This window comes from Thermus sp. (genome assembly GCF_056332225.1).
In genome coordinates this window covers 1-22,707 of record NZ_JBWGQW010000009.1, presented here as the reverse complement: position 1 = coordinate 22,707, position 22,707 = coordinate 1, and the positions used below count along the sequence as shown (strand labels likewise).

25 protein-coding genes are annotated in these 22,707 nt (G+C 68.1%); 24 read left to right on the top strand and 1 reads right to left on the bottom strand.

Going from position 1 to position 22,707, the window contains the following annotated elements; translation table 11 throughout:
* The 15 genes from AC01Y6_RS03215 to AC01Y6_RS03145 all read left to right on the top strand — a co-directional run.
* Window positions 1-180: NADH-quinone oxidoreductase subunit A (locus AC01Y6_RS03215; RefSeq protein WP_476670193.1), on the top strand; the 180-nt coding region annotated here is incomplete at its 5' end.
* Complete coding sequence (locus tag AC01Y6_RS03210) at window positions 171-716, top strand: NuoB/complex I 20 kDa subunit family protein (RefSeq protein WP_347241566.1); 546 nt, start codon at window positions 171-173, stop codon at window positions 714-716. The genes AC01Y6_RS03215 and AC01Y6_RS03210, both read left to right, overlap by 10 nt.
* Before the next feature lie 3 nt (window positions 717-719).
* Window positions 720-1,340, top strand: a complete 621-nt coding sequence (locus AC01Y6_RS03205; RefSeq protein ID WP_476670192.1) for an NADH-quinone oxidoreductase subunit C — start codon at window positions 720-722, stop codon at window positions 1,338-1,340.
* On the top strand, window positions 1,337-2,554 hold the full coding sequence (nuoD, locus tag AC01Y6_RS03200) for an NADH dehydrogenase (quinone) subunit D (protein ID WP_476670190.1): 1,218 nt from the start codon (window positions 1,337-1,339) through the stop codon (window positions 2,552-2,554). The genes AC01Y6_RS03205 and nuoD overlap by 4 nt, the downstream gene beginning before the upstream one ends.
* 9 nt (window positions 2,555-2,563) lie before the next feature.
* On the top strand, window positions 2,564-3,109 hold the full coding sequence (gene nuoE, locus AC01Y6_RS03195; RefSeq protein WP_428716070.1) for an NADH-quinone oxidoreductase subunit NuoE: 546 nt from the start codon (window positions 2,564-2,566) through the stop codon (window positions 3,107-3,109).
* Complete coding sequence (gene nuoF, locus AC01Y6_RS03190; protein WP_347241570.1) at window positions 3,106-4,419, top strand: NADH-quinone oxidoreductase subunit NuoF; 1,314 nt, start codon at window positions 3,106-3,108, stop codon at window positions 4,417-4,419. Before nuoE ends, nuoF begins: the two co-directional genes overlap by 4 nt.
* A gap of 1 nt (window position 4,420) precedes the next feature.
* Complete coding sequence (nuoG, locus tag AC01Y6_RS03185; protein WP_476670187.1) at window positions 4,421-6,772, top strand: NADH-quinone oxidoreductase subunit NuoG; 2,352 nt, start codon at window positions 4,421-4,423, stop codon at window positions 6,770-6,772.
* Window positions 6,773-6,795: 23 nt separating this feature from the next.
* On the top strand, window positions 6,796-7,860 hold the full coding sequence (gene nuoH, locus AC01Y6_RS03180) for an NADH-quinone oxidoreductase subunit NuoH (protein ID WP_476670231.1): 1,065 nt from the start codon (window positions 6,796-6,798) through the stop codon (window positions 7,858-7,860).
* Window positions 7,857-8,405, top strand: a complete 549-nt coding sequence (nuoI, locus tag AC01Y6_RS03175) for an NADH-quinone oxidoreductase subunit NuoI (protein WP_347241572.1) — start codon at window positions 7,857-7,859, stop codon at window positions 8,403-8,405. The genes nuoH and nuoI overlap by 4 nt, the downstream gene beginning before the upstream one ends.
* Window positions 8,402-8,935, top strand: a complete 534-nt coding sequence (locus AC01Y6_RS03170) for an NADH-quinone oxidoreductase subunit J family protein (protein ID WP_476670185.1) — start codon at window positions 8,402-8,404, stop codon at window positions 8,933-8,935. Before nuoI ends, AC01Y6_RS03170 begins: the two co-directional genes overlap by 4 nt.
* Window positions 8,932-9,219: an NADH-quinone oxidoreductase subunit NuoK gene (gene nuoK / locus AC01Y6_RS03165; RefSeq protein WP_347241574.1), complete on the top strand. Its 288-nt coding sequence runs from the start codon at window positions 8,932-8,934 to the stop codon at window positions 9,217-9,219. The genes AC01Y6_RS03170 and nuoK overlap by 4 nt, the downstream gene beginning before the upstream one ends.
* Before the next feature lie 2 nt (window positions 9,220-9,221).
* The gene (gene nuoL, locus AC01Y6_RS03160; RefSeq protein ID WP_476670184.1) at window positions 9,222-11,042 is read left to right on the top strand and encodes an NADH-quinone oxidoreductase subunit L; all 1,821 of its coding nucleotides are present in this window, start codon (window positions 9,222-9,224) and stop codon (window positions 11,040-11,042) included.
* Window positions 11,036-12,445, top strand: coding sequence for a complex I subunit 4 family protein (locus AC01Y6_RS03155; protein ID WP_476670182.1), 1,410 nt, complete (start codon window positions 11,036-11,038; stop codon window positions 12,443-12,445). Before nuoL ends, AC01Y6_RS03155 begins: the two co-directional genes overlap by 7 nt.
* Window positions 12,442-13,725 carry an NADH-quinone oxidoreductase subunit N gene (locus tag AC01Y6_RS03150; RefSeq protein ID WP_476670181.1) on the top strand — a complete coding sequence of 428 codons (1,284 nt, stop codon included), beginning with the start codon at window positions 12,442-12,444 and terminating at the stop codon, window positions 13,723-13,725. Before AC01Y6_RS03155 ends, AC01Y6_RS03150 begins: the two co-directional genes overlap by 4 nt.
* 105 nt (window positions 13,726-13,830) lie before the next feature.
* Window positions 13,831-14,217 carry a hypothetical protein gene (locus tag AC01Y6_RS03145; protein WP_428716064.1) on the top strand — a complete coding sequence of 129 codons (387 nt, stop codon included), beginning with the start codon at window positions 13,831-13,833 and terminating at the stop codon, window positions 14,215-14,217.
* On the opposite strand, the gene rocF is transcribed toward AC01Y6_RS03145, so the two are convergent.
* The gene (rocF, locus tag AC01Y6_RS03140) at window positions 14,214-15,080 is read right to left on the bottom strand and encodes an arginase (RefSeq protein WP_428719814.1); all 867 of its coding nucleotides are present in this window, start codon (window positions 15,078-15,080) and stop codon (window positions 14,214-14,216) included. The two genes, AC01Y6_RS03145 and rocF, sit on opposite strands and share 4 nt — an antisense overlap.
* Window positions 15,081-15,167: 87 nt before the next feature.
* On the opposite strand from rocF, the gene AC01Y6_RS03135 reads away from it, so the two are divergent.
* The 9 genes from AC01Y6_RS03135 (at window position 15,168) to lysN (ending at window position 22,586) form a co-directional block, all read left to right on the top strand.
* On the top strand, window positions 15,168-15,704 hold the full coding sequence (locus AC01Y6_RS03135; protein WP_347240747.1) for a YceD family protein: 537 nt from the start codon (window positions 15,168-15,170) through the stop codon (window positions 15,702-15,704).
* A 60-nt stretch (window positions 15,705-15,764) separates the two neighbouring features.
* Window positions 15,765-15,947 carry a 50S ribosomal protein L32 gene (gene rpmF, locus AC01Y6_RS03130; RefSeq protein ID WP_014515146.1) on the top strand — a complete coding sequence of 61 codons (183 nt, stop codon included), beginning with the start codon at window positions 15,765-15,767 and terminating at the stop codon, window positions 15,945-15,947.
* 90 nt (window positions 15,948-16,037) lie between these two features.
* A complete protein-coding gene (locus AC01Y6_RS03125) occupies window positions 16,038-17,006 on the top strand; it encodes a beta-ketoacyl-ACP synthase III (protein WP_347240746.1) in 969 nt (322 codons plus the stop codon).
* Window positions 17,006-17,923, top strand: a complete 918-nt coding sequence (fabD, locus tag AC01Y6_RS03120; protein ID WP_428722316.1) for an ACP S-malonyltransferase — start codon at window positions 17,006-17,008, stop codon at window positions 17,921-17,923. The genes AC01Y6_RS03125 and fabD overlap by 1 nt, the downstream gene beginning before the upstream one ends.
* Window positions 17,916-18,653: a 3-oxoacyl-[acyl-carrier-protein] reductase gene (gene fabG / locus AC01Y6_RS03115; RefSeq protein ID WP_347240744.1), complete on the top strand. Its 738-nt coding sequence runs from the start codon at window positions 17,916-17,918 to the stop codon at window positions 18,651-18,653. The genes fabD and fabG overlap by 8 nt, the downstream gene beginning before the upstream one ends.
* A 34-nt stretch (window positions 18,654-18,687) precedes the next feature.
* Window positions 18,688-18,930, top strand: coding sequence for an acyl carrier protein (gene acpP / locus AC01Y6_RS03110; protein ID WP_347240743.1), 243 nt, complete (start codon window positions 18,688-18,690; stop codon window positions 18,928-18,930).
* Between the two features lie 77 nt (window positions 18,931-19,007).
* On the top strand, window positions 19,008-20,234 hold the full coding sequence (fabF, locus tag AC01Y6_RS03105; RefSeq protein ID WP_476670178.1) for a beta-ketoacyl-ACP synthase II: 1,227 nt from the start codon (window positions 19,008-19,010) through the stop codon (window positions 20,232-20,234).
* Window positions 20,235-21,362 carry a deoxyguanosinetriphosphate triphosphohydrolase gene (locus tag AC01Y6_RS03100; RefSeq protein ID WP_476670176.1) on the top strand — a complete coding sequence of 376 codons (1,128 nt, stop codon included), beginning with the start codon at window positions 20,235-20,237 and terminating at the stop codon, window positions 21,360-21,362. It abuts the gene before it with no gap.
* A gap of 30 nt (window positions 21,363-21,392) precedes the next feature.
* Window positions 21,393-22,586, top strand: coding sequence for a 2-aminoadipate transaminase (gene lysN, locus AC01Y6_RS03095; protein ID WP_476670175.1), 1,194 nt, complete (start codon window positions 21,393-21,395; stop codon window positions 22,584-22,586).
* The last annotated feature ends 121 nt before the right edge of the window (window positions 22,587-22,707 follow it).

The window sequence follows — 22,707 nt, the reverse complement described above, 5'->3', positions numbered from 1 at the left end:
TTTTACGTGGTGGCCATGCTCTTCATCCTCTTTGACGTGGAGGTGGCCTTCCTCTGGCCCTACGCGGTGAGCGCGGGCGGGCTTGGCCTCTACGGCTTCCTCGGGGTCCTGGCCTTCACCCTCCTCCTCTTCGTGGGCTTCCTCTACGAGTGGTGGAAGGGGGTGATGCGGTGGCGCTGAAGGACCTTTTTGAGCGGGACGTGCAGGAGCTAGAAAGGGAGGGGATCCTCTTCACCACCCTGGAGAAGCTCGTGGCCTGGGGGCGGAGCAACTCCTTGTGGCCCGCCACCTTCGGCCTCGCCTGCTGCGCCATCGAGATGATGGCCTCCACCGACGCCCGCAACGACCTGGCCCGCTTCGGGAGCGAGGTCTTCCGGGCAAGCCCGCGCCAGGCGGACGTGATGATCGTGGCCGGGAGGCTTTCCAAGAAGATGGCCCCGGTGATGCGCCGGGTCTGGGAGCAGATGCCCGACCCCAAGTGGGTGATCTCCATGGGGGCCTGCGCGAGCTCGGGGGGGATGTTCAACAACTACGCCATCGTGCAGAACGTGGACTCCGTGGTGCCGGTGGACGTCTACGTCCCCGGCTGCCCCCCGAGGCCCGAGGCCCTCATCTACGCGGTGATGCAGCTCCAGAAGAAGGTGCGGGGCGAGGCCTACGACGAAAGCGGCCGGAAGCTTCCGCCCGTGGCCGCCTGGCGGCGGGCGAGGGGGTGAGGCATGCGGCTTGAACGCGTCTTGGAGGAGGCCCGGGCCAAGGGGTACCCCATTGAGGACAACGGCCTCGGCAACCTCTGGGTGGTCCTGCCGAGGGAGGGCTTCAAGGAGGAGATGGCCCGGTACAAGGAGATGGGCTTCAACTACCTGGCGGACATCGTGGGGATAGACTACCTGGAGTACCCCGACCCCCGCCCCGAGCGCTTCGCCGTGGTCTACGAGCTGGTCTCCCTGCCGGGCTACAGGGATGGGGACGGGAGCCGCTTCTTCGCCCGGGTCTTTGTCCCCGAGAAGGACCCCAGGCTCCCCACGGTGACCGACCTCTGGGGGAGCGCGAACTTCCTGGAAAGGGAGGTCTACGACCTCTTCGGCATCGTCTTTGAGGGCCACCCCGACCTCCGCAAGATCCTCACCCCGGAGGACCTCGAGGGCCACCCCTTGCGCAAGGACTTCCCCCTGGGCGAAACCCCCACCCTCTTCCGCGAGGGGCGCTACATCATCCCGGCGGAGTTTCGCGCCGCCTTAACCGGCAAGGACCCCGGCCTCACCTTTTACAAGGGCGGGAGCCGCAAGGGCTACCGCGCCCTCTGGGCCGACCTAATGAAGGCCAAGGAGGTCAGATGAAAGACTACCTGGAGCTGGACGCCCCCCTGGAGGAGCCCCGGGAGCTCCGCACCGAGGTCATGACCCTGAACGTGGGCCCCCAGCACCCCTCCACCCACGGGGTGCTCCGCCTGGTGGTGACCCTCTCCGGGGAGGAGGTCTTGGAGGTGGTGCCCCACATCGGCTACCTCCACACGGGCTTTGAGAAGACCATGGAGCACCGCACCTACCTCCAGAACCTCACCTACACCCCCCGGATGGACTACCTCCACTCCTTCGCCCACGACCTGGCCTACGCCCTGGCGGTGGAGAAGCTGGTGGGGGCGGTGGTGCCGCCCCGGGCGGAGACCATAAGGGTCATCCTCAACGAGCTCTCCCGCCTGGCGAGCCACCTGGTCTTCCTGGGGACGGGGCTTTTGGACCTCGGGGCCCTCACCCCCTTCTTCTACGCCTTCCGGGAGCGGGAGGCCATCCTGGACCTCTTTGAGTGGGTCACGGGCCAACGCTTCCACCACAACTACATCCGCATCGGCGGGGTGAAGGAGGACCTGCCGGAGGAGTTCGTCCCCGAGCTCAGGAAGTTCCTGGAGGTCATGCCCCACCGCATTGACGAGTACGAGGCCCTCTTCGCCGAAAGCCCCATCTTCTACGAGAGGGCCCGGGGCGTGGGGGTGATCCCGCCCGAGGTGGCCATCCATCTCGGCCTCACCGGGGGGTCTTTGCGGGCGAGCGGGGTGAACTACGACGTGCGCAAGGCCTACCCCTACTCGGGCTACGAGACCTACAGCTTTGACGTGCCCCTGGGGGAAAAGGGAGACGTGTTTGACCGGATGATGGTCCGCATCCGGGAGATGCGGGAGTCGGTGAAGATCCTCAAGCAGGCCCTGGAGCGCTTGGAACCGGGCCCCATCCGCGACCCCAACCCCAAGATCACCCCGCCCCCCCGCCACCTCCTGGAGACCTCCATGGAGGCGGTCATCTACCACTTCAAGCACTACACCGAGGGCTTCCACCCCTCCAAGGGGGAGGTCTACGTGCCCACGGAGTCGGCCCGGGGGGAGCTCGGCTACTACATCGTCTCCGACGGCGGCTCCATGCCCTACCGGGTCAAGGTGCGGGCCCCGAGCTTCGTCAACCTGCAAAGCCTCCCCTACGCCTGCAAGGGGGAGCAGGTGCCGGACATGGTGGCCATCATCGCCAGCCTGGACCCCGTGATGGGGGACGTGGACCGCTAGGGAGGGAAGATGGGCTTCTTTGACGACAAGCAGGACTTCCTGGAGGAGACCTTCGCCAAGTACCCGCCGGAAGGGCGCCGCGCCGCCCTTATGCCCCTTCTCCGGCGGGTGCAGCAGGAGGAGGGCTGGATCCGGCCCGAGCGCATAGAGGAGATCGCCCGCCTGGTGGGCACCACGCCCACCGAGGTCCTGGGGGTGGCGAGCTTCTACTCCTACTACCAGTTCGTGCCCACCGGGAAGTACCACCTCCAGGTCTGCGCCACCTTAAGCTGCAAGCTCGCCGGGGCGGAGGAGCTTTGGGACTACCTCACAGAAACCTTAGGGATCGGCCCCGGGGAGGTGACCCCGGACGGGCTTTTCAGCGTGCAGAAGGTGGAGTGCCTGGGCAGTTGCCACACCGCCCCCGTGATCCAGGTGAACGACGAGCCCTACGTGGAGTGCGTGACCCGGGCGAGGCTTGAGGCCCTTCTTGCGGGCCTTAGGGCGGGGAAGCGGCTTGAGGAGATTGAGCTTCCCGGCAAGTGCGGCCACCACGTGCACGAGGTGGAGGGATGACCGGGCCCATTCTTTCCGGACTGGACCCCAGGTTCCAGAGGACCCTCTACGCCCACGTGGGGAAGGAGGGGTCCTGGACCCTGGACTACTACCTCCGGCACGGGGGGTACGAGACGGCGAAGCGGGTCCTCAAGGAAAAGACCCCGGACGAGGTCATAGAGGAGGTGAAGCGCTCCGGGCTACGGGGCCGGGGCGGGGCGGGCTTCCCCACGGGGGTCAAGTGGAGCTTCATGCCCAAGGACGGGAAGCAGCACTACCTCATCTGCAACGCCGACGAGTCCGAGCCCGGGAGCTTCAAGGACCGCTACATCCTGGAGGACGTCCCCCACCTCCTCATTGAGGGGATGATCCTCGCCGGGTACGCCATCCGGGCCACGGTGGGCTACATCTACGTCCGGGGGGAGTACCGGAGGGCGGCGGACAGGTTGGAGCAGGCCATAAAGGAGGCCCGGGCCCGGGGCTACCTGGGGAAGAACCTCTTCGGCACGGACTTCTCCTTTGACCTCCACGTCCACCGGGGGGCCGGGGCCTACATCTGCGGGGAGGAGACGGCCCTCATGAACTCCCTCGAGGGCCTGAGGGCCAACCCCCGCCTCAAGCCCCCCTTCCCCGCCCAGGCAGGCCTTTGGGGCAAGCCCACCACCATCAACAACGTGGAGACCCTGGCCGCGGTGGTGCCCATCATGGAGCGGGGGGCGGACTGGTTCGCCCAGATGGGCACGGAGGGGTCCAAGGGGATGAAGCTCTACCAGGTCTCGGGGCCGGTGAAGCGCCCTGGGGTTTACGAGCTTCCCATGGGCACCACCTTCCGCGAGCTCATCTACGAGTGGGCCGGAGGGCCCCTGGAGCCCATCCAGGCCATCATCCCCGGGGGGTCCTCCACCCCGCCTTTGCCCTTCACCGAGGAGGTCCTGGACACCCCCATGAGCTACGAGGGGCTTCAGGCCCAGGGCTCCATGCTGGGGACGGGGGGCGTGATCCTCATCCCCGAGCGGGTGAGCATGGTGGACGCCATGTGGAACCTCACCCGCTTCTACGCCCACGAGTCCTGCGGCAAGTGCACCCCCTGCCGCGAGGGCGTGGCGGGGTTCATGGTGAACCTCTTCGCCAAGATCGGCCGGGGCGAGGGGGAGGAGAAGGACGTGGAGAACCTCGAGGCCCTCCTCCCCCTCATTGAGGGGCGGAGCTTCTGCCCCTTGGCCGACGCGGCGGTGTGGCCGGTGAAGGGCTCTCTGAAGCACTTCAAGGACCAGTACCTGGCCCTGGCGCGGGAGAAGCGCCCCGTACCCAGGCCCACGCTTTGGAGGTGACATGGTAAGGGTCAAGGTCAACGACCGCCTGGTGGAGGTGCCCCCGGGGACGAGCGTCATGGACGCGGTGTTCCACGCGGGGTACGACGTGCCCCTCTTCTGCTCGGAAAAGCACCTCTCCCCCATCGGGGCCTGCCGCATGTGTTTGGTGCGGATCGGCCTCCCCAAAAAGGGCCCCGACGGGAAGCCCCTCCTCAACGAACGGGGCGAGCCCGAGATCCAGTGGCAGCCCAAGCTCGCCGCAAGCTGCGTGACCGCGGTGGCGGACGGGATGGTGGTGGACACCCTTTCCGAGGTGGTGCGGGAGGCCCAGGCGGGGATGGTGGAGTTCACCCTCCTCAACCACCCCCTGGACTGCCCCACCTGCGACAAGGGCGGGGCCTGCGAGCTCCAGGACCGCACCGTGGAGTACGGGCTCTACGAGAAGTACTACCAGAAGGACCCCCTCTCCCTTCCCGTCTACACCCGCTTTGAGTTCACCCGCCGCCACGTGGACAAGCACCACCCCCTCTCCCCCTTCGTGGTCCTGGATCGGGAGCGGTGCATCCACTGCAAAAGGTGCGTGCGCTACTTTGAGGAGGTCCCCGGGGACGAGGTCCTGGACTTCATAGAAAGGGGCGTGCACACCTTCATCGGCACCATGGACTTCGGTCTCCCCTCGGGCTTTTCCGGGAACATCACGGACATCTGCCCGGTGGGGGCCCTTCTGGACCTCACCGCCCGCTTCCGCGCCCGGAACTGGGAGATGGAGGAGACGCCCACCACCTGCACCCTCTGCGCGGTGGGGTGTGGGATCACCGCCGACACCCGTAGCGGGGAGCTCTTGAGGGTCCGGGCCCGAGAGGTGCCCGAGGTCAACGAGATCTGGCTTTGCGACGCGGGCCGCTTCGGCCACGAGTGGGCGGACCAGGACCGCCTCAAGACCCCCTTGGTGCGGAAGGGGGGAAGCCTCGTGGAGGCCACCTGGGAGGAGGCTTTCCTGGCCCTCAAGGAGGGCCTGAAGGAGGCGCGGGGCGAGGAGGTGGGGCTTTACCTGGCCCACGACGCCACCCTCGAGGAGGGCCTCCTGGCCTCCGAGCTCGCCAAGGCCCTCAAGACCCCCCACCTGGACTTCCAGGGCCGCACCGCCGCCCCGGCGAGCCTCTTCCCGGCGGCCACCCTGGAGGACCTCCTGCGGGCGGACTTCGCCCTGGTCCTCGGGGACCCCACGGAGGAGGCCCCCATCCTCCACCTCAGGCTTTCCGAGTTCGTGCGGGACCTCAAGCCCCCTCAGCGCTTCGCCCACGGCACCCCCTTCGCCGACCTCTCCATCAAGGAGAGGATGCCCCGCCGCGCGGAAAAGATGGCCCTCTTCGCCCCCTACCGGGCGCCCCTCATGAAGTGGGCCGCCCTCCACGAGGTCCACAGGCCCGGGGAGGAGCGGGAGATCCTCCTCGCCCTCCTCGGGGAGAAGGAGGGAAGCGAGGTGGTGCAGAAGGCGAAGGAGGCCTGGGAAAGGGCGCAAAACCCGGTCCTCATCCTGGGGGCGGGGGTGCTCCAGGACGCCGTGGCCGCGGAAAGGGCCCGCCTCCTCGCCGAGCGCAAAGGGGCCAGGGTCCTCGCCATGACCCCGGCGGCGAACGCCCGGGGCCTCGAGGCCATGGGGGTCTTCCCCGGGGAAAGGGGCGCCGCCTGGGACGAGCCCGGGGCCCTCTACGCCTACTTTGGCTTCGTGCCCCCGGAAGGGGCCCTTAAGGGGAAGCGCTTCGTGGTCATGCACCTAAGCCACCTCCACCCCCTGGCGGAGCGGTACGCCCACGTGGTCCTCCCCGCCCCCACCCCCTACGAGAAGCGGGGGCACCTGGTGAACCTGGAGGGCCGGGTCCTCCCCCTTGCCCCCGCCCCCATAGAGAACGGGGAGGCGGAGGGCGCCCTCCAGGTCCTCGCCCTCCTGGCCGAGGCCCTGGGGGTGAGGCCCCCCTTCCGGCTTCACCTCGAGGCCGAGCGGGAGCTCAGGAAGAGGGGGGTCCCGGGGCCCATGGGCCTCCTCGCCTTCCGCACCCGGACCCTTAGGCCCAAGGCCCGAGGGGGCCAGCTCTACCTCCGGCCCAGCATGTGGAAGGCCCACCAGGCCGTGGGCAAGGCCCGGGAAGCGGCGAGCCCCGAGCTTTGGGCCCACCCGGAGACGGCCCGGGCGGAGCTCCTCCCCGAGGGGGCCCAGGTGGCCGTGGAGACCCCCTTCGGCCGCCTCGAGGCCCGGGTGGTCCACCGGGAGGACCTCCCCCAGGGCTTCCTCTACCTCTCGGCCCTGGGGCCCGCGGCGGGCCTCCTCGTGGAGGGCCGGGTTCTGGTTCCCGCAGGAGGTGAAGCGTGAGCCACTCCCTTGACCCTTACTGGATGGTGGCCCTGAAGGCCCTTTTGGTGGTGGTGGGCCTCCTCACCGCCTTCGCCTTCATGACCCTAGTGGAGCGGAGGCTCCTCGCCCGCTTCCAGGTGCGCCTGGGCCCGAACCGGGTGGGGCCCATGGGCCTCCTCCAGCCCCTCGCCGACGCCATCAAGAGCATCTTCAAGGAAGACCTGGTGGTGGAGCGGGCCGACAAGGTCCTCTTCGTTCTGGCCCCCCTCATCAGCGTGGTCTTCGCCCTCCTGGCCTTTGGGGCCATCCCCTTCGGCCCGCCGGGGAGCTTCCTCGGCTACCAACCTTGGGTGCTCAACCTGGACCTGGGCCTCCTCTACCTCTTCGCCGTGAGCGAGATGGCCATCTACGGCATCTTCCTGGCGGGCTGGGCCTCGGGAAGCAAATATAGCCTCCTCGGGTCCCTTCGCTCCTCGGCGAGCCTCATCTCCTACGAGCTCGGCCTCGGCCTCGCCCTTCTCTCCCCGGTGCTTCTGGTGGGGAGCCTCAACCTGAACGAGATCGTGAACTGGCAGAAGGCGCACGGCTGGCTCTTCCTCTACGCCTTCCCCGCCTTCTTGCTCTACGCCACCGCCGCCCTGGCCGAGGCCGCCCGCACCCCCTTTGACCTCCCCGAGGCGGAGCAGGAGCTGGTGGGCGGCTACCACACGGAGTACAGCTCCATCAAGTGGGCCCTCTTCCAGATGGCGGAGTACATCCACCTCATCACCGCCAGCGCCCTCATCCCCACCCTCTTCCTGGGCGGCTGGACCATGCCCGTCCTCGAGGTCCCCTACCTCTGGATGTTCCTCAAAATCGCCTTCTTCCTCTTCCTCTTCATCTGGATCCGGGCCACCTGGTTCCGCCTGCGCTACGACCAGCTCCTCCGCTTCGGCTGGGGCTTCCTCTTCCCCTTGGCCCTTCTCTGGTTCCTGGTCACCGCCCTCGTGGTGGCCCTGGACCTCCCCAGGACCTACCTCCTCTACCTCTCCGCCCTGAGCTTCCTGGGGCTTCTCGGAGCGGTCCTCTACTCCCCTAAGCCCGCCCGCAAAGGAGGTGGCGCATGACCCTGAAGGCCCTCGCCCAAAGCCTCGGCATTACCCTCAAGTACCTCTTCTCCAAGCCGGTGACCGTCCCCTACCCCGACGCCCCCGTGGCCCTGAAGCCCCGCTTCCACGGGCGGCACGTCCTCACGAGGCACCCGAACGGGCTGGAGAAGTGCATCGGCTGCTCCCTCTGCGCCGCCGCCTGCCCCGCCTACGCCATCTACGTGGAGCCGGCGGAGAACGACCCGGAAAACCCGGTCTCGGCGGGGGAGCGGTACGCCAAGGTCTACGAGATCAACATGCTCCGGTGCATCTTCTGCGGCCTCTGCGAGGAGGCCTGCCCCACGGGGGCCATCGTCTTGGGGTACGACTTTGAGATGGCGGACTACCAGTACTCCGACCTCGTCTACGGCAAGGAGGACATGCTGGTGGACGTGGTGGGCACCAAGCCCCAGCGCCGGGAGGCCAAGATCACGGGCAAGGCGGTCAAGCCCGGCTACGTGGTGCCCTACGTGCGGCCCGAGCTGGAGGGCTTCCAAGCCCCCACGGAAAGGAGGAAGCCGTGAGCCTCCTAGAAGGCCTAGCGGTGGCCCTGCTCCTCGCAAGCGGGATGCTGGTGGTCACCCTTAGGAACGCCATCCACGCCGCCTTGGCCCTGATCTTCAACTTCCTCGTTCTCGCCGGGGTCTACGTGGCCCTGGACGCCCGCTTTTTGGGCTTCATCCAGGTCATCGTCTACGCCGGGGCCATCGTGGTCCTCTTCCTCTTCGTCATCATGCTCCTCTTCGCCGCCCAGGGGGAGATCGGGTTTGACCCCCTGGTGCGCTCCAAGCCCCTCGCCGCCCTCCTCGCCTTGGGGGTGGCGGGGGTTCTCCTTTCGGGGCTTTGGGGGCTAAAGCTCGCCTTCACCCAGGACCTTAAGGGCGGGCTTCCCCAGACCCTGGGGCCCCTCCTCTATGGGGACTGGCTTTTGGTGCTCCTCGCCGTGGGCTTCCTCCTCATGGTGGCCACGGTGGTGGCCGTGGCCCTGGTAGAGCCCTCCCGCCCCCTGGACGCCCTGCCCCGGGAGGAGCGGGAGAAGGAGGTGGCGCGGTGAGCTTCCTCCTCGCCTCCGCCCTCCTCTTCGCCCTCGGGGTCTACGGGGTCCTCACCCGGAGGACCGCCATTTTGGTCTTCCTTTCCATAGAGCTTATGCTGAACGCGGCCAACCTCTCCCTGGTGGGCTTCGCCCGGGCCTATGGGCTCGAGGGCCAGGTGGCCGCCCTCATGGTCATCGCCATCGCCGCCGCCGAGGTGGCGGTGGGCCTCGGCCTCATCGTGGCCATCTTCCGCCACCGGGAGAGCACCGCGGTGGACGACCTCTCCGAGCTTAGGGGGTGAGCATGGCGCTTCTTTTCACCATCCTCCTGCCCCTCTTGGGCTTCGCCCTCATGGGGCTTTTCGGCAAAAGGATGCGGGAGCCCCTCCCCGGGGTCATCGCCTCGGGGCTCGTCCTGGCCTCCTTCCTCCTGGGGGCGGGGCTTCTCCTCTCGGGAGGGGCCCGCTTCCAGGCGGAGTGGCTTCCCGGCATCCCCTTCAGCCTCCTTCTGGACCCCCTCTCCGGCTTCATGCTCCTCATCGTCACCGGGGTGGGCTTCCTCATCCACGTCTACGCCATCGGCTACATGGCGGGGGACCCCGGCTACAGCCGCTTCTTCGCCTACTTCAACCTCTTCATCGCCATGATGCTCACCCTGGTCCTCGCCGACAGCTACCCGGTGATGTTCATCGGCTGGGAAGGGGTGGGCCTGGCGAGCTTCCTCCTCATCGGCTTCTGGTACCAGAACCCCCAGTACGCCGACAGCGCCCGCAAGGCCTTCATCGTGAACCGCATCGGCGATCTGGGCTTCATGCTGGGCATGGCCATCCTCTTTGCCCTCTACGGCACCCTCTCCATCAGCGAGCTTAGAGAGGCCCTGGAAGGCCCCCTGAGGAACCCTAGCCTCCTCGCCCTGGCGGGCCTCCTCCTCTTCCTCGGGGCCGTGGGCAAGAGCGCCCAGATCCCCCTTATGGTCTGGCTCCCCGACGCCATGGCCGGCCCCACCCCGGTTTCCGCCCTGATCCACGCGGCCACCATGGTGACGGCGGGGGTCTACCTCATCGCCCGAAGCTCTTTCCTCTACAGCGCCCTCCCCGACGTCTCCTACGCCATCGCCGTGATCGGCCTCCTCACCGCGGCCTATGGGGCGCTATCCGCCTTCGGCCAGACCGATATCAAGAAAATCGTCGCCTACTCCACCATCAGCCAGCTCGGGTACATGTTCCTGGCGGCGGGGGTGGGGGCCTACTGGGCCGCCCTCTTCCACGTCTTCACCCACGCCTTCTTCAAGGCCCTCCTCTTCCTGGCCTCGGGGAGCGTGATCCACGCCCTGGGGGGCGAGCAGGACGTGCGGAAGATGGGCGGCCTCTGGAAGCACCTGCCCATGACCCGCTACCACGCCCTCATCGGGGCCTTGGCCTTAGGCGGCCTTCCCCTGCTCTCCGGCTTCTTCTCCAAGGACGCCATCCTCGCCGCCACCCTCACCTACCCCTTCGGCGGGGTGGGGTTCTACGTGGGGGCGCTCCTCGTGGCCGTCCTCACCGCCATGTACGCCATGCGCTGGTTCGTCCTGGTCTTCCTGGGGGAGGAACGGGGCCACCACCACCCCCACGAGGCCCCGCCGGTGATGCTCTGGCCCAACCACCTCCTCGCCTTAGGGGCGGTTCTCGCCGGGTACCTCGCCCTGCCCCACCCCCTGCCCAACGTTCTGGAACCCTTTTTGAAGCCCGCCCTGGCCGAGGTGGAGGCCCACCATCTTTCCCTTGGGGCGGAGTGGGGCCTCATCGCCCTCTCGGCGGCGGTGGCCCTTTTGGGGCTTTGGGCGGGCTTCGTCTTCTTCCAGCGCAAGGCCTTCCCCGCCTGGTATCTGGCCTTTGAGGCGGCGAGCCGGGAGGCCTTCTACGTGGACCGGGCCTACAACGCCCTCATCGTGAACCCCTTGAAGGCCCTGGCGGAGGCCCTCTTCTACGGGGACGCCGGCCTCCTTCGGGGGTACTTTGGCCTAGGGGATGGGGTGCGGGGCCTGGGCCAGACCTTAGGCCGCCTGCAGACGGGGTACCTCAGGCTCTACGCCCTGCTCTTCGTGCTGGGCGCCTTGGTCCTCTTGGGGGTGATGCGGTGGTAGTCCTGGCGATCCTTTTACCCATCCTCGTTGGAATCCTCCTTCTTCTGGGCCTTCCCCGGACCTTAGGGGTCCTGGGGGCGGGGCTTTCCCTCCTTCTCAACCTCTACCTCTTCCTGACCCACCCGGGCGGGGTGGCCCACGCCTTCCAGGCCCCCCTCCTCCCCGGGGCGGGGGTGTACTGGGCCTTCGGCCTGGACGGGCTTTCCGCCCTCTTCTTCCTCACCATCGCCCTCACCGTCTTCCTGGGGGCTTTGGCGGCGAGGGTGGAGGGGCGCTTCTTGGGCCTCGCCCTCCTCATGGAGGGGCTTCTTTTGGGTCTCTTCGCCGCCCGGGATCTCCTCGTCTTCTACGTCTTCTTTGAGGCCGCCCTCATCCCCGCCCTCCTCATGCTTCTCCTTTACGGGGGGGAAGGGCGCCTCCGGGCCCTTTACACCTTCCTCCTCTTCACCCTGGCGGGAAGCCTTCCCATGCTGGCCGCCATCCTGGCGGCGAAGGCCCTGGGGGGCAGCCCCACCTTCCTCCTCCAGGACCTCCTCGCCCACCCCGTGCGGGGAGAGGCCGCCTTCTGGGTCTTCCTGGGCTTCGCCCTGGCCTTCGCCATCAAGACGCCCCTCTTCCCCGTGCACGCCTGGCTCCCCCTCTTCCACCGGGAGAACCACCCCTCGGGGCTCGCCGATGCCCTCGGCACCCTCTACAAGGTAGGGGTCTTCGCCTTCTTCCGCTACGCCATCCCCCTGGCCCCCGAGGGCTTCGCCCAAGTCCAGGGCCTCCTCCTCTTCCTCGCCGCCCTCTCCGCCCTCTACGGGGCCTGGGTGGCCTTCGCCGCCAAGGAGGCCAAGACCCTCCTGGCCTACGCCGGGCTTTCCCACATGGGAGTAGCGGCCTTGGGAGTCTTCTCGGGCACGCCGGAAGGGGCCCTTGGGGGCCTTTACCTCCTCGCGGCGAGCGGCGTCTACACCGGGGGGCTTTTCCTCCTTTTCGGGCAACTCTACGCGAGGCTCCACACCCTGGAGATCGGGCGCTACCGGGGCCTGGCGCAAAGCGCCCCGGGCCTGGCCGCCCTCTTCCTCTTCCTCTTCCTCGCCATGGTGGGGCTCCCCGGGCTTTCCGGCTTCCCCGGGGAGTTTCTAACCCTCCTCGGAGCCTATAAGGCCAGTCCCTGGCTTGCCGCCTTGGCCTTCCTCTCGGTGATCGCCTCCGCGGCCTACGCCCTCACCGCCTTCCAGAAGACCTTCTGGGAGGAAGGAAACCGGAGCGTGGAAGACCTGAAGGGGGACGAGTGGAGCTTCGCCCTCCTCGTGGTGGCGGCCCTCCTCCTCATGGGGGTCTTCCCCGGGTACTTCCTCCAGGGCCTTAGGCCCCTGGCGGAAGCCTTCGCCAAGGTTCTCGGAGGTGGCGCATGACCCTCTTGGTCTTCACCTTGTTCTCGGTAGCCCTCACCCTCCTGGGCTTCTTCGTTCCCGTGGCCCTCTTCAAGCGGCTCACCATCCTGGGCTTAAGCCTTGCCCTCCTCTCCCTCCTCTTCACCTGGGGGAAGCCCTTCGCCTTCGGGCCCTACCAGGTGGACGGCGTCTCCCAGGTCTTCACCCTCCTCGCCCTGCTTGGGGCCCTCTGGACCCTGGGCCTTGTGCGCTCGCGGCGGTTTGAGTTCTACCTCCTGGTGCTCTACGCCGCCTTCGGGATGCACCTCCTGGCCTCCACCAAGAACCTCATCCTCCTGCTCGTGGCCCTCGAGGCCCTCTCCCTTCCCCTCTACGCCCTCGCCACCTGGAGAAGGGGGCAGGGCCTCGAGGCCGCCCTCAAGTACTTCCTCCTGGGGGCTTTGGCCGCCGCCTTCTTCCTCTACGGGGCGGCCCTCCACTACGGGGCCACGGGGAGCTTCCTCGCGGGCACGCCGGGGAAGGGGCCCCTCTACGCCCTGGCCCTGGGCCTCCTCCTGGTGGGCCTCGGCTTCAAGGTGGCCCTCGCCCCCTTCCACTTCTGGACCCCGGACGTCTACCAGGGAAGCCCCACCCCGGTGGTCCTCTTCATGGCCACCTCGGTGAAGGCCGCGGCCTTCGCCGCCCTCCTCCGGGTGGCGGCCCCCGGGGCCCCCGACGCCCTCGCCTTCCTCATCGCCCTCTCCGTGGTGGTGGGAAACCTGGCCGCTTTGGCTCAGAAGGAAACCAAAAGGCTTCTCGCCTACAGCTCCATCGCCCACGCCGGGTACATGGCCCTGGCCCTCTACACCGGGAACGCCCAGGCCCTGGGCTTCTACCTCCTCACCTACGTCCTGGCCACGGGCCTGGCCTTCGCCGTGCTCTCCGAGGTCTCCCCCGACCGGGTGCCCCTGGAGGCCCTAAGGGGCCTCTTCCACCGGGACCCCCTTCTGGGCCTCGCCCTCTTCCTCGCCGCCCTCTCCCTCCTGGGCCTCCCCCCCCTGGCGGGCTTTTGGGGCAAGTACCTGGTCTTCGCCGAGGCGGCCAGGGCGGGAAAGTGGGGGCTCCTGGTCCTGGCCCTGGTCACGAGCGCCATAAGCGCCTACTACTACCTGGCCTTGGGGCTTTCCGTCTTCGGGCGGGGGGAGGCCGGGGTGGCCCCCAGGCCCCTGGCCCGGGGCGTGGCCCTCCTGGTGGCCCTGGCCCTCCTTCTCCTTGGCCTTCTTCCGGGAAGCGTCCTCCCCGCCTTGGCGGCGGGCCAGTAGCCTCACCCCATGCTGGCCCAAGCCAGCATGGGGAAGAATGGGGCCCTGAGATAGCGGCTCCCCTTGCCTTTAAGAGACCCGCGACCCTAAAGTAAAGGCAAGGGCATGGAAGATCCGCTGGCCCATCTCCCCAAGGCCCTTCTGCGCAGGGACCCCCTGGCCTACGTGCGCCTGGGGAGCGAGGCGTGGAGCTGGGAACTCAGGGGAAGCTGGCTTCTCGGCGTGGCCAGCGGCTTCCTCTGGCCCGAGGCCCCGCCTCCCAAAGACCCCGAGGCCCTCTTCCGCCGCCTCGAGGGAGCCTGGCGGGAGGCGGAGGGGTACTTCCTGGAAACGGGCCTAGACTTTCCCCTCCTGGTGAGCGAGTGGGCCCGGGAGGCCCTCGAGCCCCTCCTCCACCGCAAGCGCCTCCCCCCCTACCCTTCCCTGCAAGGGGCCTTCGCCCAAGGCCTCGCCTTGGGGAGGAGGGTCCGCCAGGGGTTTCCCCGGGGCTAGAGGATCCGCTTCCCGAGAAGGCTCAAGGCAAGCCCCACCATCATCTCTGCGGTGCGGTTCTTTTCGTCCAGGATGGGGTTCACCTCCACCAGGTCCAGGCTTCGCACCCGCCCAGACTGGGCCAACACTTCCATAAGGAGGTGGGCCTCCCGGTAGGTGAGCCCTCCGGGCACCGGGGTTCCCACCCCCGGGGCCAAGGTGGGGTCCAGGACGTCCGCGTCCAGGGAAACGTGCAGGGAAAGCCCCTCCAAGTAGGCCAGGGCCTCCTCGGCGATGCGGGCCACGCCCAAGCGGTCCACCTCGTGCATGGTGTACACCCGGACCCCCATCTCCTTAAGGAGGCGCTTCTCCCCCGGGTCCAGGCTCCGCACCCCAATCAGCACCACGTCCTTCGGGTCCACCGCCCGAAAGGCCTCGGTAAGCCGCGGGTGGCCCAGACCGCAAAGCACCGCCAAGGGCATGCCGTGGATGTTGCCGGAGGGGCTGGTCTCGGGGGTGTTGAAGTCGGCGTGGGCGTCCACCCAGATGACCCCCGTCCGCCCCCTGACCGCCCCGGAGACCGAGCCCATGGAAAGGGAGTGGTCCCCCCCGAGGACGATGGGGAACACCCCCTCGGAAAGGCCCCTGAGACGGTCCCGTAGCTCTAGGGCCGCTTGGCGGATCTCTTCCAAGTAGGGCCCCTTTTTCTCCCTCAAGGTCTCGGCCAGGGGAACCCGCACGTTCCCCAGGTCCTCCACCGCCAGGCCAAAGGCCTCCAGCTCCTCCAGAAGCCGGGCGTAGCGCAAGGCGGAAGGCCCCATGTCCACTCCCCGCCTCCCCGCCCCCAGATCCATGGGCACGCCCAAAACGGCCACGCGCTCCATGGGCCTGAGGGTAGCAGAAAGGCCTATGCGCTGCTCGGGAAGTTTATGCCCTAGGAAAAGGCGGGGAGAGGGGCTATACTGGTTGGGATGGACTACCGCGAGGTGGCAAGCATCAACCTGGCCCGCCTCCTCAAGGACGGGGGCACCGTCAAGGCCTCCGGCGCGGTGCGGGAAGCCTTCTGGGTGGGGGAGGAGCGGTTCCCCTTGGAAGGGGAAGCCACCTGGAAGGTGGCGGTCTCCAGCGTGGGCGGGAACGAGTACTGGCTCTCCGGGGAGGTGGAGGGGGTGGTCCTCATGGAGTGCCGCCGTTGCCTCAAGCCCACCCCCACCCACGTGCACGCCCACTTCCAGCACCTCCTCCGCTACGAGCCGGGGCTTCCCGAGATGGTCTTCCACGAGGAGGACGAGGACGAGTACTACGCCTTCGGCGAGCCCGACCTGGACCTCCTCCCCTTCCTCACCGAGGCCTTCGTGAGCGAGATGCCCTACACCGTGCTCTGCGAGGAGGGGTGCAAGGGGCTCTGCCCGGTGTGCGGAGCCGACCGCAACTTGGTGGACTGCGGCCACGAGGTGGAGACCCCCCATCCCCTCCTGGACCTAAAGGACCTCCTTCCCGAACTCTAGCCCTTCTGCTATACTACCAAGGGTTTAGCGGGGCCCAAAGCCCCGCGCGGAGGATGGGAGATGGCCAAGCACCCGGTACCCAAGAAGAAGACCTCTAAGGCGCGGCGCGACGCCCGCAGGAGCCACCATGCCCTCACCCCCCCCACCCTGGTTCCCTGCCCCGAGTGTAAGGCGATGAGGCCCCCCCACACCGTCTGCCCTGAGTGCGGCTACTACGACGGCCGCAAGGTCCTGGAGGTCTAGCCTCTCTCAGGATCGCGAGGCCCCGGCCCCCGGGGCTTTAACTTTTTCCGGGGTCCCGGGTATAGTGGGGCCCATGACGGGAGGTCAGGCATGAGCGGCATCTTGGCCTTAGGGGCCCATGTGCCCCAGAGGGTCATGAAAAACGAGGACTTTGAGGCCTACCTGGACACCTCCGACGAGTGGATCGTGACCCGCACCGGGATCAAGGAAAGGCGCATCGCCGCCGAGGACGAGTACACCTCGGACCTGGCCTTTAGGGCGGTAGAGGACCTCCTAAGGAGGCACCCGGGGGCCCTCGAGGGGGTGGACGCCGTCATCGTGGCCACCAACACCCCGGACGCCCTCTTCCCCGACACCGCTGCCCTGGTGCAGGCCCGCTTCGGCCTCAGGGCCTTCGCCTACGACCTCCTCGCGGGCTGCCCCGGATGGATCTACGCCCTGGCCCAGGCCCACGCCCTGGTGGAGGCGGGGCTCGCCCGGAAGGTGCTCGCCGTGGGGGCGGAGGCCCTCTCCAAGATCATTGACTGGAACGACCGGGCCACCGCCGTCCTCTTCGGCGACGGGGGCGGGGCCGCGGTGGTGGGCCGGGTGCGGGAGGGCTTCGGCTTCAAGTCCTTCGTCCTGGGGGCGGACGGCACGGGAGGCAAGGAGCTCTTCCACGCCTGCGTGGCCCCGAGGCTTCCCGACGGCACCTCCATGAAAAACCGCCTCTACATGAACGGGCGGGAGGTCTTCAAGTTCGCCGTGCGGGTGATGAACACCGCCACCCTCGAGGCCATAGAGAAGGCGGGCCTCACCCCGGAGGACATCAAGGTCTTCGTCCCCCACCAGGCGAACCTCCGGATCATTGACGCCGCCCGGGAGCGCCTGGGCCTCCCCTGGGAAAGGGTGGTGGTGAACGTGGACCGCTACGGCAACACCTCCACGGCCTCCATCCCCTTGGCCCTCAAGGAGGCGGTGGACGCGGGGCGCATCCAGGAGGGGGACCACGTCCTTCTGGTCTCCTTCGGGGCGGGCCTCACCTGGGCCGCCGCCGTCCTCACCTGGGGAGGGGCCTGATGTACGCCGCCCTCTTCCCCGGGCAGGGCTCCCAGCGGGTGGGGATGGGGAAGGCCCTCTACGAAACCTCCCCCGCCGCGAAGGAAGTGCTGGACCGGGCCGAGGCCGCTCTGCCGGGCCTCCTTAGGCTCATGTGGGAGGGCCCCGAGGAGGCCCTCACCCTCACGGAGAACCAGCAGCCCGCCCTCCTCGCCGTGGGCTACGCCGCCTACCGGGCCTTTCTGGAGGCGGGCGGGAAGCCCCCCGCCCTCGCCGCCGGGCACTCCCTGGGGGAGTGGACGGCCCACGTGGCCGCGGGCACCCTGGAGCTGGAGGAGGCCCTGAGGCTCGTGCGCCTAAGGGGGCGGTACATGCAGGAGGCCGTCCCCCCGGGGGAAGGGGCCATGGCCGCGGTGCTGAAGCTTCCCCTGGAGGAGATCAAGAAGGCCCTGGAGGGCCTTGAGGGGGTGGAGATCGCCAACCTCAACGCCCCGGAGCAGACGGTGATCTCGGGAAGGAAAGAGGCGGTGGAGCAGGCGGCGGAAAGGCTTAAGGAAAAGCGGGCCCGGGTGGTCTTCCTGCCCGTTTCCGCCCCCTTCCACTCCTCCCTCATGGCCGAGGCCCGGAAGAGGCTCGCCCAGGACCTGGAAAAAGTTCGGCTCAAGAGGCCCCGCTTCCCCGTCTACTCCAACGTCACCGCCAGGACCGAGGAGGACCCGGAAAGGATCCGGGCCCTCCTCCTGGAGCAGATCACCGCCCCGGTGCGCTGGGTGGAGATCCTAAGGGACATGGAAGCGAGGGGCCTAAAGCGCTTCCTGGAGTTTGGAAGCGGGGAGGTGCTCAAGGGCCTCGTCCTCCGCACCCTGAAGGAGGCGGAGGCCCTTAGCGTCCAGGACCCGGAAAGCCTAAGGAAGGCGCTGGAGGTGGCGCATGCGTAAGGCCCTCATCACCGGAGCAAGCCGCGGCATCGGCCGGGCCATCGCCTTGAGGCTCGCGGAGGACGGCTTCGCCCTGGCCATCCACTACGGGAAGAACCGGGAGCTGGCCCAGGAGGTGGCGGAGGAGGCGCGGAAACGGGGAAGCCCCCTGGTGGCGGTCCTCGAGGCGAACCTCCTGGAGGCGGAGGCGGCCACGGCCCTCGTCCACCAGGCGGCGGAGGCCCTCGGGGGCCTGGACACCCTGGTGAACAACGCCGGCATCACCCGGGACACCCTCCTCGTGCGCATGAAGGACGAGGACTGGGAGGCGGTCCTCGAGGCCAACCTCTCCGCCGCCTTCCGCACCACAAGGGAGGCGGTGAAGCTCATGATGAAGGCCCGCTTCGGGCGCATCGTAAATATCACCAGCGTGGTGGGGATCTTAGGCAACCCGGGCCAGGCCAACTACGTGGCCTCCAAGGCGGGCCTCATCGGCTTCACCCGGGCGGTGGCCAAGGAGTACGCCCAAAGGGGGATCACGGTGAACGCCGTGGCCCCGGGCTTCATTGAGACCGAGATGACGGAAAAGCTTCCCCAGGAGGTGAAGGAGGCCTACCTGAAAGAGATCCCCGCCGGGCGCTTCGGCAAGCCCGAGGAGGTGGCCGAGGCCGTGGCCTTCCTCGTCTCGGAGAAGGCGGGCTACATCAACGGCCAGACCCTCTGCGTGGACGGGGGGCTCACCCCCCACTGAGGCTTCGTGCTAGAATCCCCAAAGGAGGTTTTCCATGACGGAGCAGGAGATCTTTGAAAAGGTGAAGGCGGTTATCGCGGACAAGCTCCAGGTGGAGCCGGAGAAGGTGACCCTCGAGGCCCGCTTCATTGAGGACCTGGGGGCGGACAGCCTGGACACGGTGGAGCTCATCATGGGCCTGGAAGACGAGTTCGGCCTGGAGATCTCCGACGAGGAGGCCGAGAAGATCCGCACCGTCAAGGACGCGGTGGAGCACATCAAGGCCAAGCTGGGCTAGCCGGGCCCTGGGCAAGGGCGGGGCGCAAGGAGCCCCGCCTTCCCTTTCCCCTAGGGGGTCCCGGGTATACTACCCCCATGCGACGCGTGGTGGTCACCGGCCTAGGGGCCCTCACCCCCATCGGGGTGGGACAGGAAGCTTTCCACAAAGCCCAGCTTGCGGGAAAAAGCGGGGTCAGGCCCATCACCCGCTTTGACGCCTCGGCCCTCCCCGTGCGCATCGCCGCCGAGGTGGAGGTGGACCCCGGGGCCTACATTGACCGGAGGGAGCTCAGGCGCTTGGACCGCTTCGTCCAGTACGCCCTCATCGCCGCCCACCTGGCCCTGGAGGACGCGGGGCTCAAGCCCGAGGAGCTTGACCCCGAGCGGGTGGGCACCCTGGTGGGCACGGGGATCGGGGGGATGGAGACCTGGGAGGCCCAGAGCAAGGTCTTCCTGGAGCGAGGTCCAAACCGCATCAGCCCCTTCTTCATCCCCATGATGATCGCCAACATGGCCTCGGCCCACATCGCCATGCGCTACGGCTTCATGGGGCCCTCCTCCACCGCCGTCACCGCCTGCGCCACGGGCTCGGACGCCCTGGGAAACGCCCTGCGCATGATCCAGCTGGGGGAGGCGGACGTGGTGCTGGCCGGGGGGACCGAGGCCGCCATCACCCCCATGGCCATCGGGGCCTTCGCGGTGATGCGGGCGCTTTCCACCCGGAACGAGGAGCCCCACAAGGCGAGCCGCCCCTTCACCCTCTCCCGGGACGGCTTCGTCATGGGGGAGGGGGCGGGGGTCTTGGTGCTGGAAGAGTACGAGCACGCCAAGAGGCGGGGCGCCCGCATCTACGCCGAGCTTTTGGGCTTCGGCCGGAGCGCCGACGCCCACCACATCACCGAGCCCCACCCCGAGGGGAAGGGGGCGGCCTTGGCCATGGCCAGGGCCCTGAAGGACGCGGGCATCGCCCCCGAGCAGGTGGGCTACATCAACGCCCACGGCACCTCCACCCCCGTGGGGGACCGGGCGGAGGTCCTGGCCATCAAGCGGGTCTTCGGGGAGCACGCCAAGAGGCTCATGGTCTCCAGCACCAAGAGCATGATCGGCCACCTCCTCGGGGCGGCGGGGGCGGTGGAGGCCATCGCCACGGTGCAGGCCCTCTACCACGGGGTCATTCCCCCCACCCTGAACCTCGAGGACCCCGACCCCGAGCTGGACCTGGACTTCGTCCCCGAGCCGCGGGAGGCCCGGGTGGACTACGCCCTCTCCAACTCCTTCGCCTTCGGCGGGCAGAACGCCGTCCTCCTCTTCAAGAGGGTCTAGATGCTCTTCCCCCGGGAAAGGCTTCTGGAGCTGGAGGAGCGCCTCGCCCCCTACGCCCAAAAGGCCAAGGACACCCGGGGGCGGGCCCACCCCGAGCCCGAAAGCCCCTACCGCACCCCCTACCAGAAGGACCGGGACCGCGTCCTCCACACCACCGCCTTCCGCCGCCTGGAGTACAAGACCCAGGTCTTCCCCAACTGGGCCGGGGACTACTACCGCACCCGCCTCACCCACACCCTGGAGGTGGTCCAGGTCTCCCGGTCCATCGCCCGGGCCCTCGGCCTCAACGAGGACCTCACCGAGGCCATCGCCCTCTCCCACGACCTGGGCCACCCCCCCTTCGGCCACACCGGGGAGCAGGTCTTAGACCGCCTCATGCAGGGCCACGGCGGCTTTGAGCACAACGCCCAGGCCCTAAGGATCCTCACCCACCTGGAGGAGCGCTACCCCGGCTTCCGGGGGCTCAACCTCACCCACGAGGTGCTGGAGGGCATCGCCACCCACGAGACCCGCTACGCCCCGGGCTTCAAGCCCCTCTACGAGGGGCAGGGGACCCTCGAGGCCCAGGTGGTGGACCTCTCCGACGCCATCGCCTACGCCGCCCACGACCTGGACGACGGCCTCCGCTCGGGGCTCCTCGCCCCGGGAGAGCTCGCCGAGGTGCCCCTCCTCCAGGACCTGGCCCGGGAGGAGGGCCTGGACCTGGAAAGGCTTGGCGAGCTCGGCCGGAGGGTGCTGGTGCGCCAGCTTTTGGGCTACCTCATCACCGAGGCCACCCTGGCTACCCACCGCCGGGTGGAGGAGGCCGGGGTGGAAAGCGCCGAGGCCGTGCGCCAGCACCCAAAACGCCTCGCCGCCCTTTCCCCGGGGGCGGAAAAGGCCCACCGGGAGCTCAAAGCCTTCCTCATGGAGAGGCTCTACCACCACCCGGAGGTCCTGAGGGAAAGGCGCAAGGCGGAAACCGTCCTGGTGGAGCTCTTCCACACCTATACCCAGAACCCCCGGCTCCTCCCCAAGGGCGTGCAAAGTCGGCTGGAGGAAGAGGGGGTGGAGCGGGCGGTGTGCGACTACCTGGCTGGGATGACCGACCGCTACGCCCTGGAAGCCTACCGTAAGCTCTTTCCCTGAGGGGTTCACGCTCGGGGGTAAAATGGTGCGGTGAAAACCCTGGAGTGGAGTACCCTTTTTGGTCAGCGGGCAAAGCGCCTCCAGGCCTCCACCATCCGCGAGCTCCTCAAGCTCACCCAGCGCCCCGGGGTCCTGAGCTTCGCCGGGGGGCTACCCGCCCCGGAGCTCTTCCCTAAGGAGGAGGCGGCGGAGCTTGCGGCCAGGATCCTTAGGGAAAGGGGCAATGTGGCCCTGCAGTACGGCCCTACCGAGGGCTACGCTCCTTTAAGGGCCTTCGTGGCGGGGTGGCTTGGGGTGACCCCGGAAGAGGTCCTCATCACCACGGGAAGCCAACAAGGCCTGGACCTTCTCGGCAAGGTCTTCCTGGACGAAGGGGCCCCGGTCCTCCTGGAGGCCCCTAGCTACATGGGGGCCATCCAGGCCTTCCGGGCGTACGGACCCCGCTTCCTCACCGTGCCCGCCGGGGAAGAGGGTCCGGACCTTGCCGCTCTGGAAGAGGTCCTCAAGCGGGAGCGCCCCCGCTTCCTCTACCTCATCCCCTCCTTCCAGAACCCCACGGGGGGCCTCACGCCCCTCCCTGCCCGGGAAAGGCTCTTGGAGATGGTGATGGAGCGGGGCCTAGTGGTGGTGGAGGACGACGCCTACCGGGAGCTCTATTTCGGGGAGGCGCGCCTCCCAAGCCTCTTTGAGCTTGCCCGGGAGGCGGGGTATCCCGGGGTCATCTACCTGGGAAGCTTTTCCAAAATCCTCGCCCCCGGCCTGCGGGTGGCCTTCGCCGTGGCCCACCCGGAGGCCCTGCAGAAGCTGGTCCAGGCCAAGCAGGGAACGGACCTGCACACCCCCGTCCTGAACCAGATCCTGGTGCACGAGCTGGTGAAGGAGGGCTTTGAGGCCAGGCTGGCGCTCATCCGCAGGACCTACCGGCAGAAGGCGGAGGCCATGCTCCAGGCCCTAGACCGGGAGATGCCGAAGGAGGTGCGCTTTACCCGGCCCAGGGGGGGAATGTTCGTGTGGATGGAGCTTCCCCAAGGGCTTTCCGCCGAGGCCCTCTTCCAAAGGGCCCTCGAGGAGAACGTGGCCTTCGTGCCGGGAAGCCCCTTCTTCGCCAATGGAGGCGGGGAGAACACCCTGAGGCTCTCCTACGCCACCTTGGACCGGGAAGGGATCCAAGAGGGCGTGCGGCGCCTGGGGCGGGCGCTAGAGGGGCTTTTGGCCGTGGTCTAGGAAGAGGAGGGGCTCTCTTCGCCTTAGTTCCTCCACCAGGCCGTCTAAGAGGCTGTCGTAAAAGGGTGGTATCCTTAAGGGGTGACTCTTAGACGATCTTACCCCAGCGACCTCAGCGATG

Coding starts and splice junctions, on each gene's coding strand:
- AC01Y6_RS03205 (WP_476670192.1), top strand. CDS start 720: ATGCGGCTTGAACGCGTCTTGGAGGAGGCCCGGGCCAAGGGGTACCCC.
- nuoD (WP_476670190.1), top strand. CDS start 1,337: ATGAAAGACTACCTGGAGCTGGACGCCCCCCTGGAGGAGCCCCGGGAG.
- nuoE (WP_428716070.1), top strand. CDS start 2,564: ATGGGCTTCTTTGACGACAAGCAGGACTTCCTGGAGGAGACCTTCGCC.
- nuoF (WP_347241570.1), top strand. CDS start 3,106: ATGACCGGGCCCATTCTTTCCGGACTGGACCCCAGGTTCCAGAGGACC.
- nuoG (WP_476670187.1), top strand. CDS start 4,421: ATGGTAAGGGTCAAGGTCAACGACCGCCTGGTGGAGGTGCCCCCGGGG.
- nuoH (WP_476670231.1), top strand. CDS start 6,796: ATGGTGGCCCTGAAGGCCCTTTTGGTGGTGGTGGGCCTCCTCACCGCC.
- nuoI (WP_347241572.1), top strand. CDS start 7,857: ATGACCCTGAAGGCCCTCGCCCAAAGCCTCGGCATTACCCTCAAGTAC.
- nuoL (WP_476670184.1), top strand. CDS start 9,222: ATGGCGCTTCTTTTCACCATCCTCCTGCCCCTCTTGGGCTTCGCCCTC.
- AC01Y6_RS03150 (WP_476670181.1), top strand. CDS start 12,442: ATGACCCTCTTGGTCTTCACCTTGTTCTCGGTAGCCCTCACCCTCCTG.
- AC01Y6_RS03145 (WP_428716064.1), top strand. CDS start 13,831: ATGGAAGATCCGCTGGCCCATCTCCCCAAGGCCCTTCTGCGCAGGGAC.
- rocF (WP_428719814.1), bottom strand. CDS start 15,080: ATGGAGCGCGTGGCCGTTTTGGGCGTGCCCATGGATCTGGGGGCGGGG.
- AC01Y6_RS03135 (WP_347240747.1), top strand. CDS start 15,168: ATGGACTACCGCGAGGTGGCAAGCATCAACCTGGCCCGCCTCCTCAAG.
- rpmF (WP_014515146.1), top strand. CDS start 15,765: ATGGCCAAGCACCCGGTACCCAAGAAGAAGACCTCTAAGGCGCGGCGC.
- AC01Y6_RS03125 (WP_347240746.1), top strand. CDS start 16,038: ATGAGCGGCATCTTGGCCTTAGGGGCCCATGTGCCCCAGAGGGTCATG.
- fabD (WP_428722316.1), top strand. CDS start 17,006: ATGTACGCCGCCCTCTTCCCCGGGCAGGGCTCCCAGCGGGTGGGGATG.
- fabG (WP_347240744.1), top strand. CDS start 17,916: ATGCGTAAGGCCCTCATCACCGGAGCAAGCCGCGGCATCGGCCGGGCC.
- acpP (WP_347240743.1), top strand. CDS start 18,688: ATGACGGAGCAGGAGATCTTTGAAAAGGTGAAGGCGGTTATCGCGGAC.
- fabF (WP_476670178.1), top strand. CDS start 19,008: ATGCGACGCGTGGTGGTCACCGGCCTAGGGGCCCTCACCCCCATCGGG.
- AC01Y6_RS03100 (WP_476670176.1), top strand. CDS start 20,235: ATGCTCTTCCCCCGGGAAAGGCTTCTGGAGCTGGAGGAGCGCCTCGCC.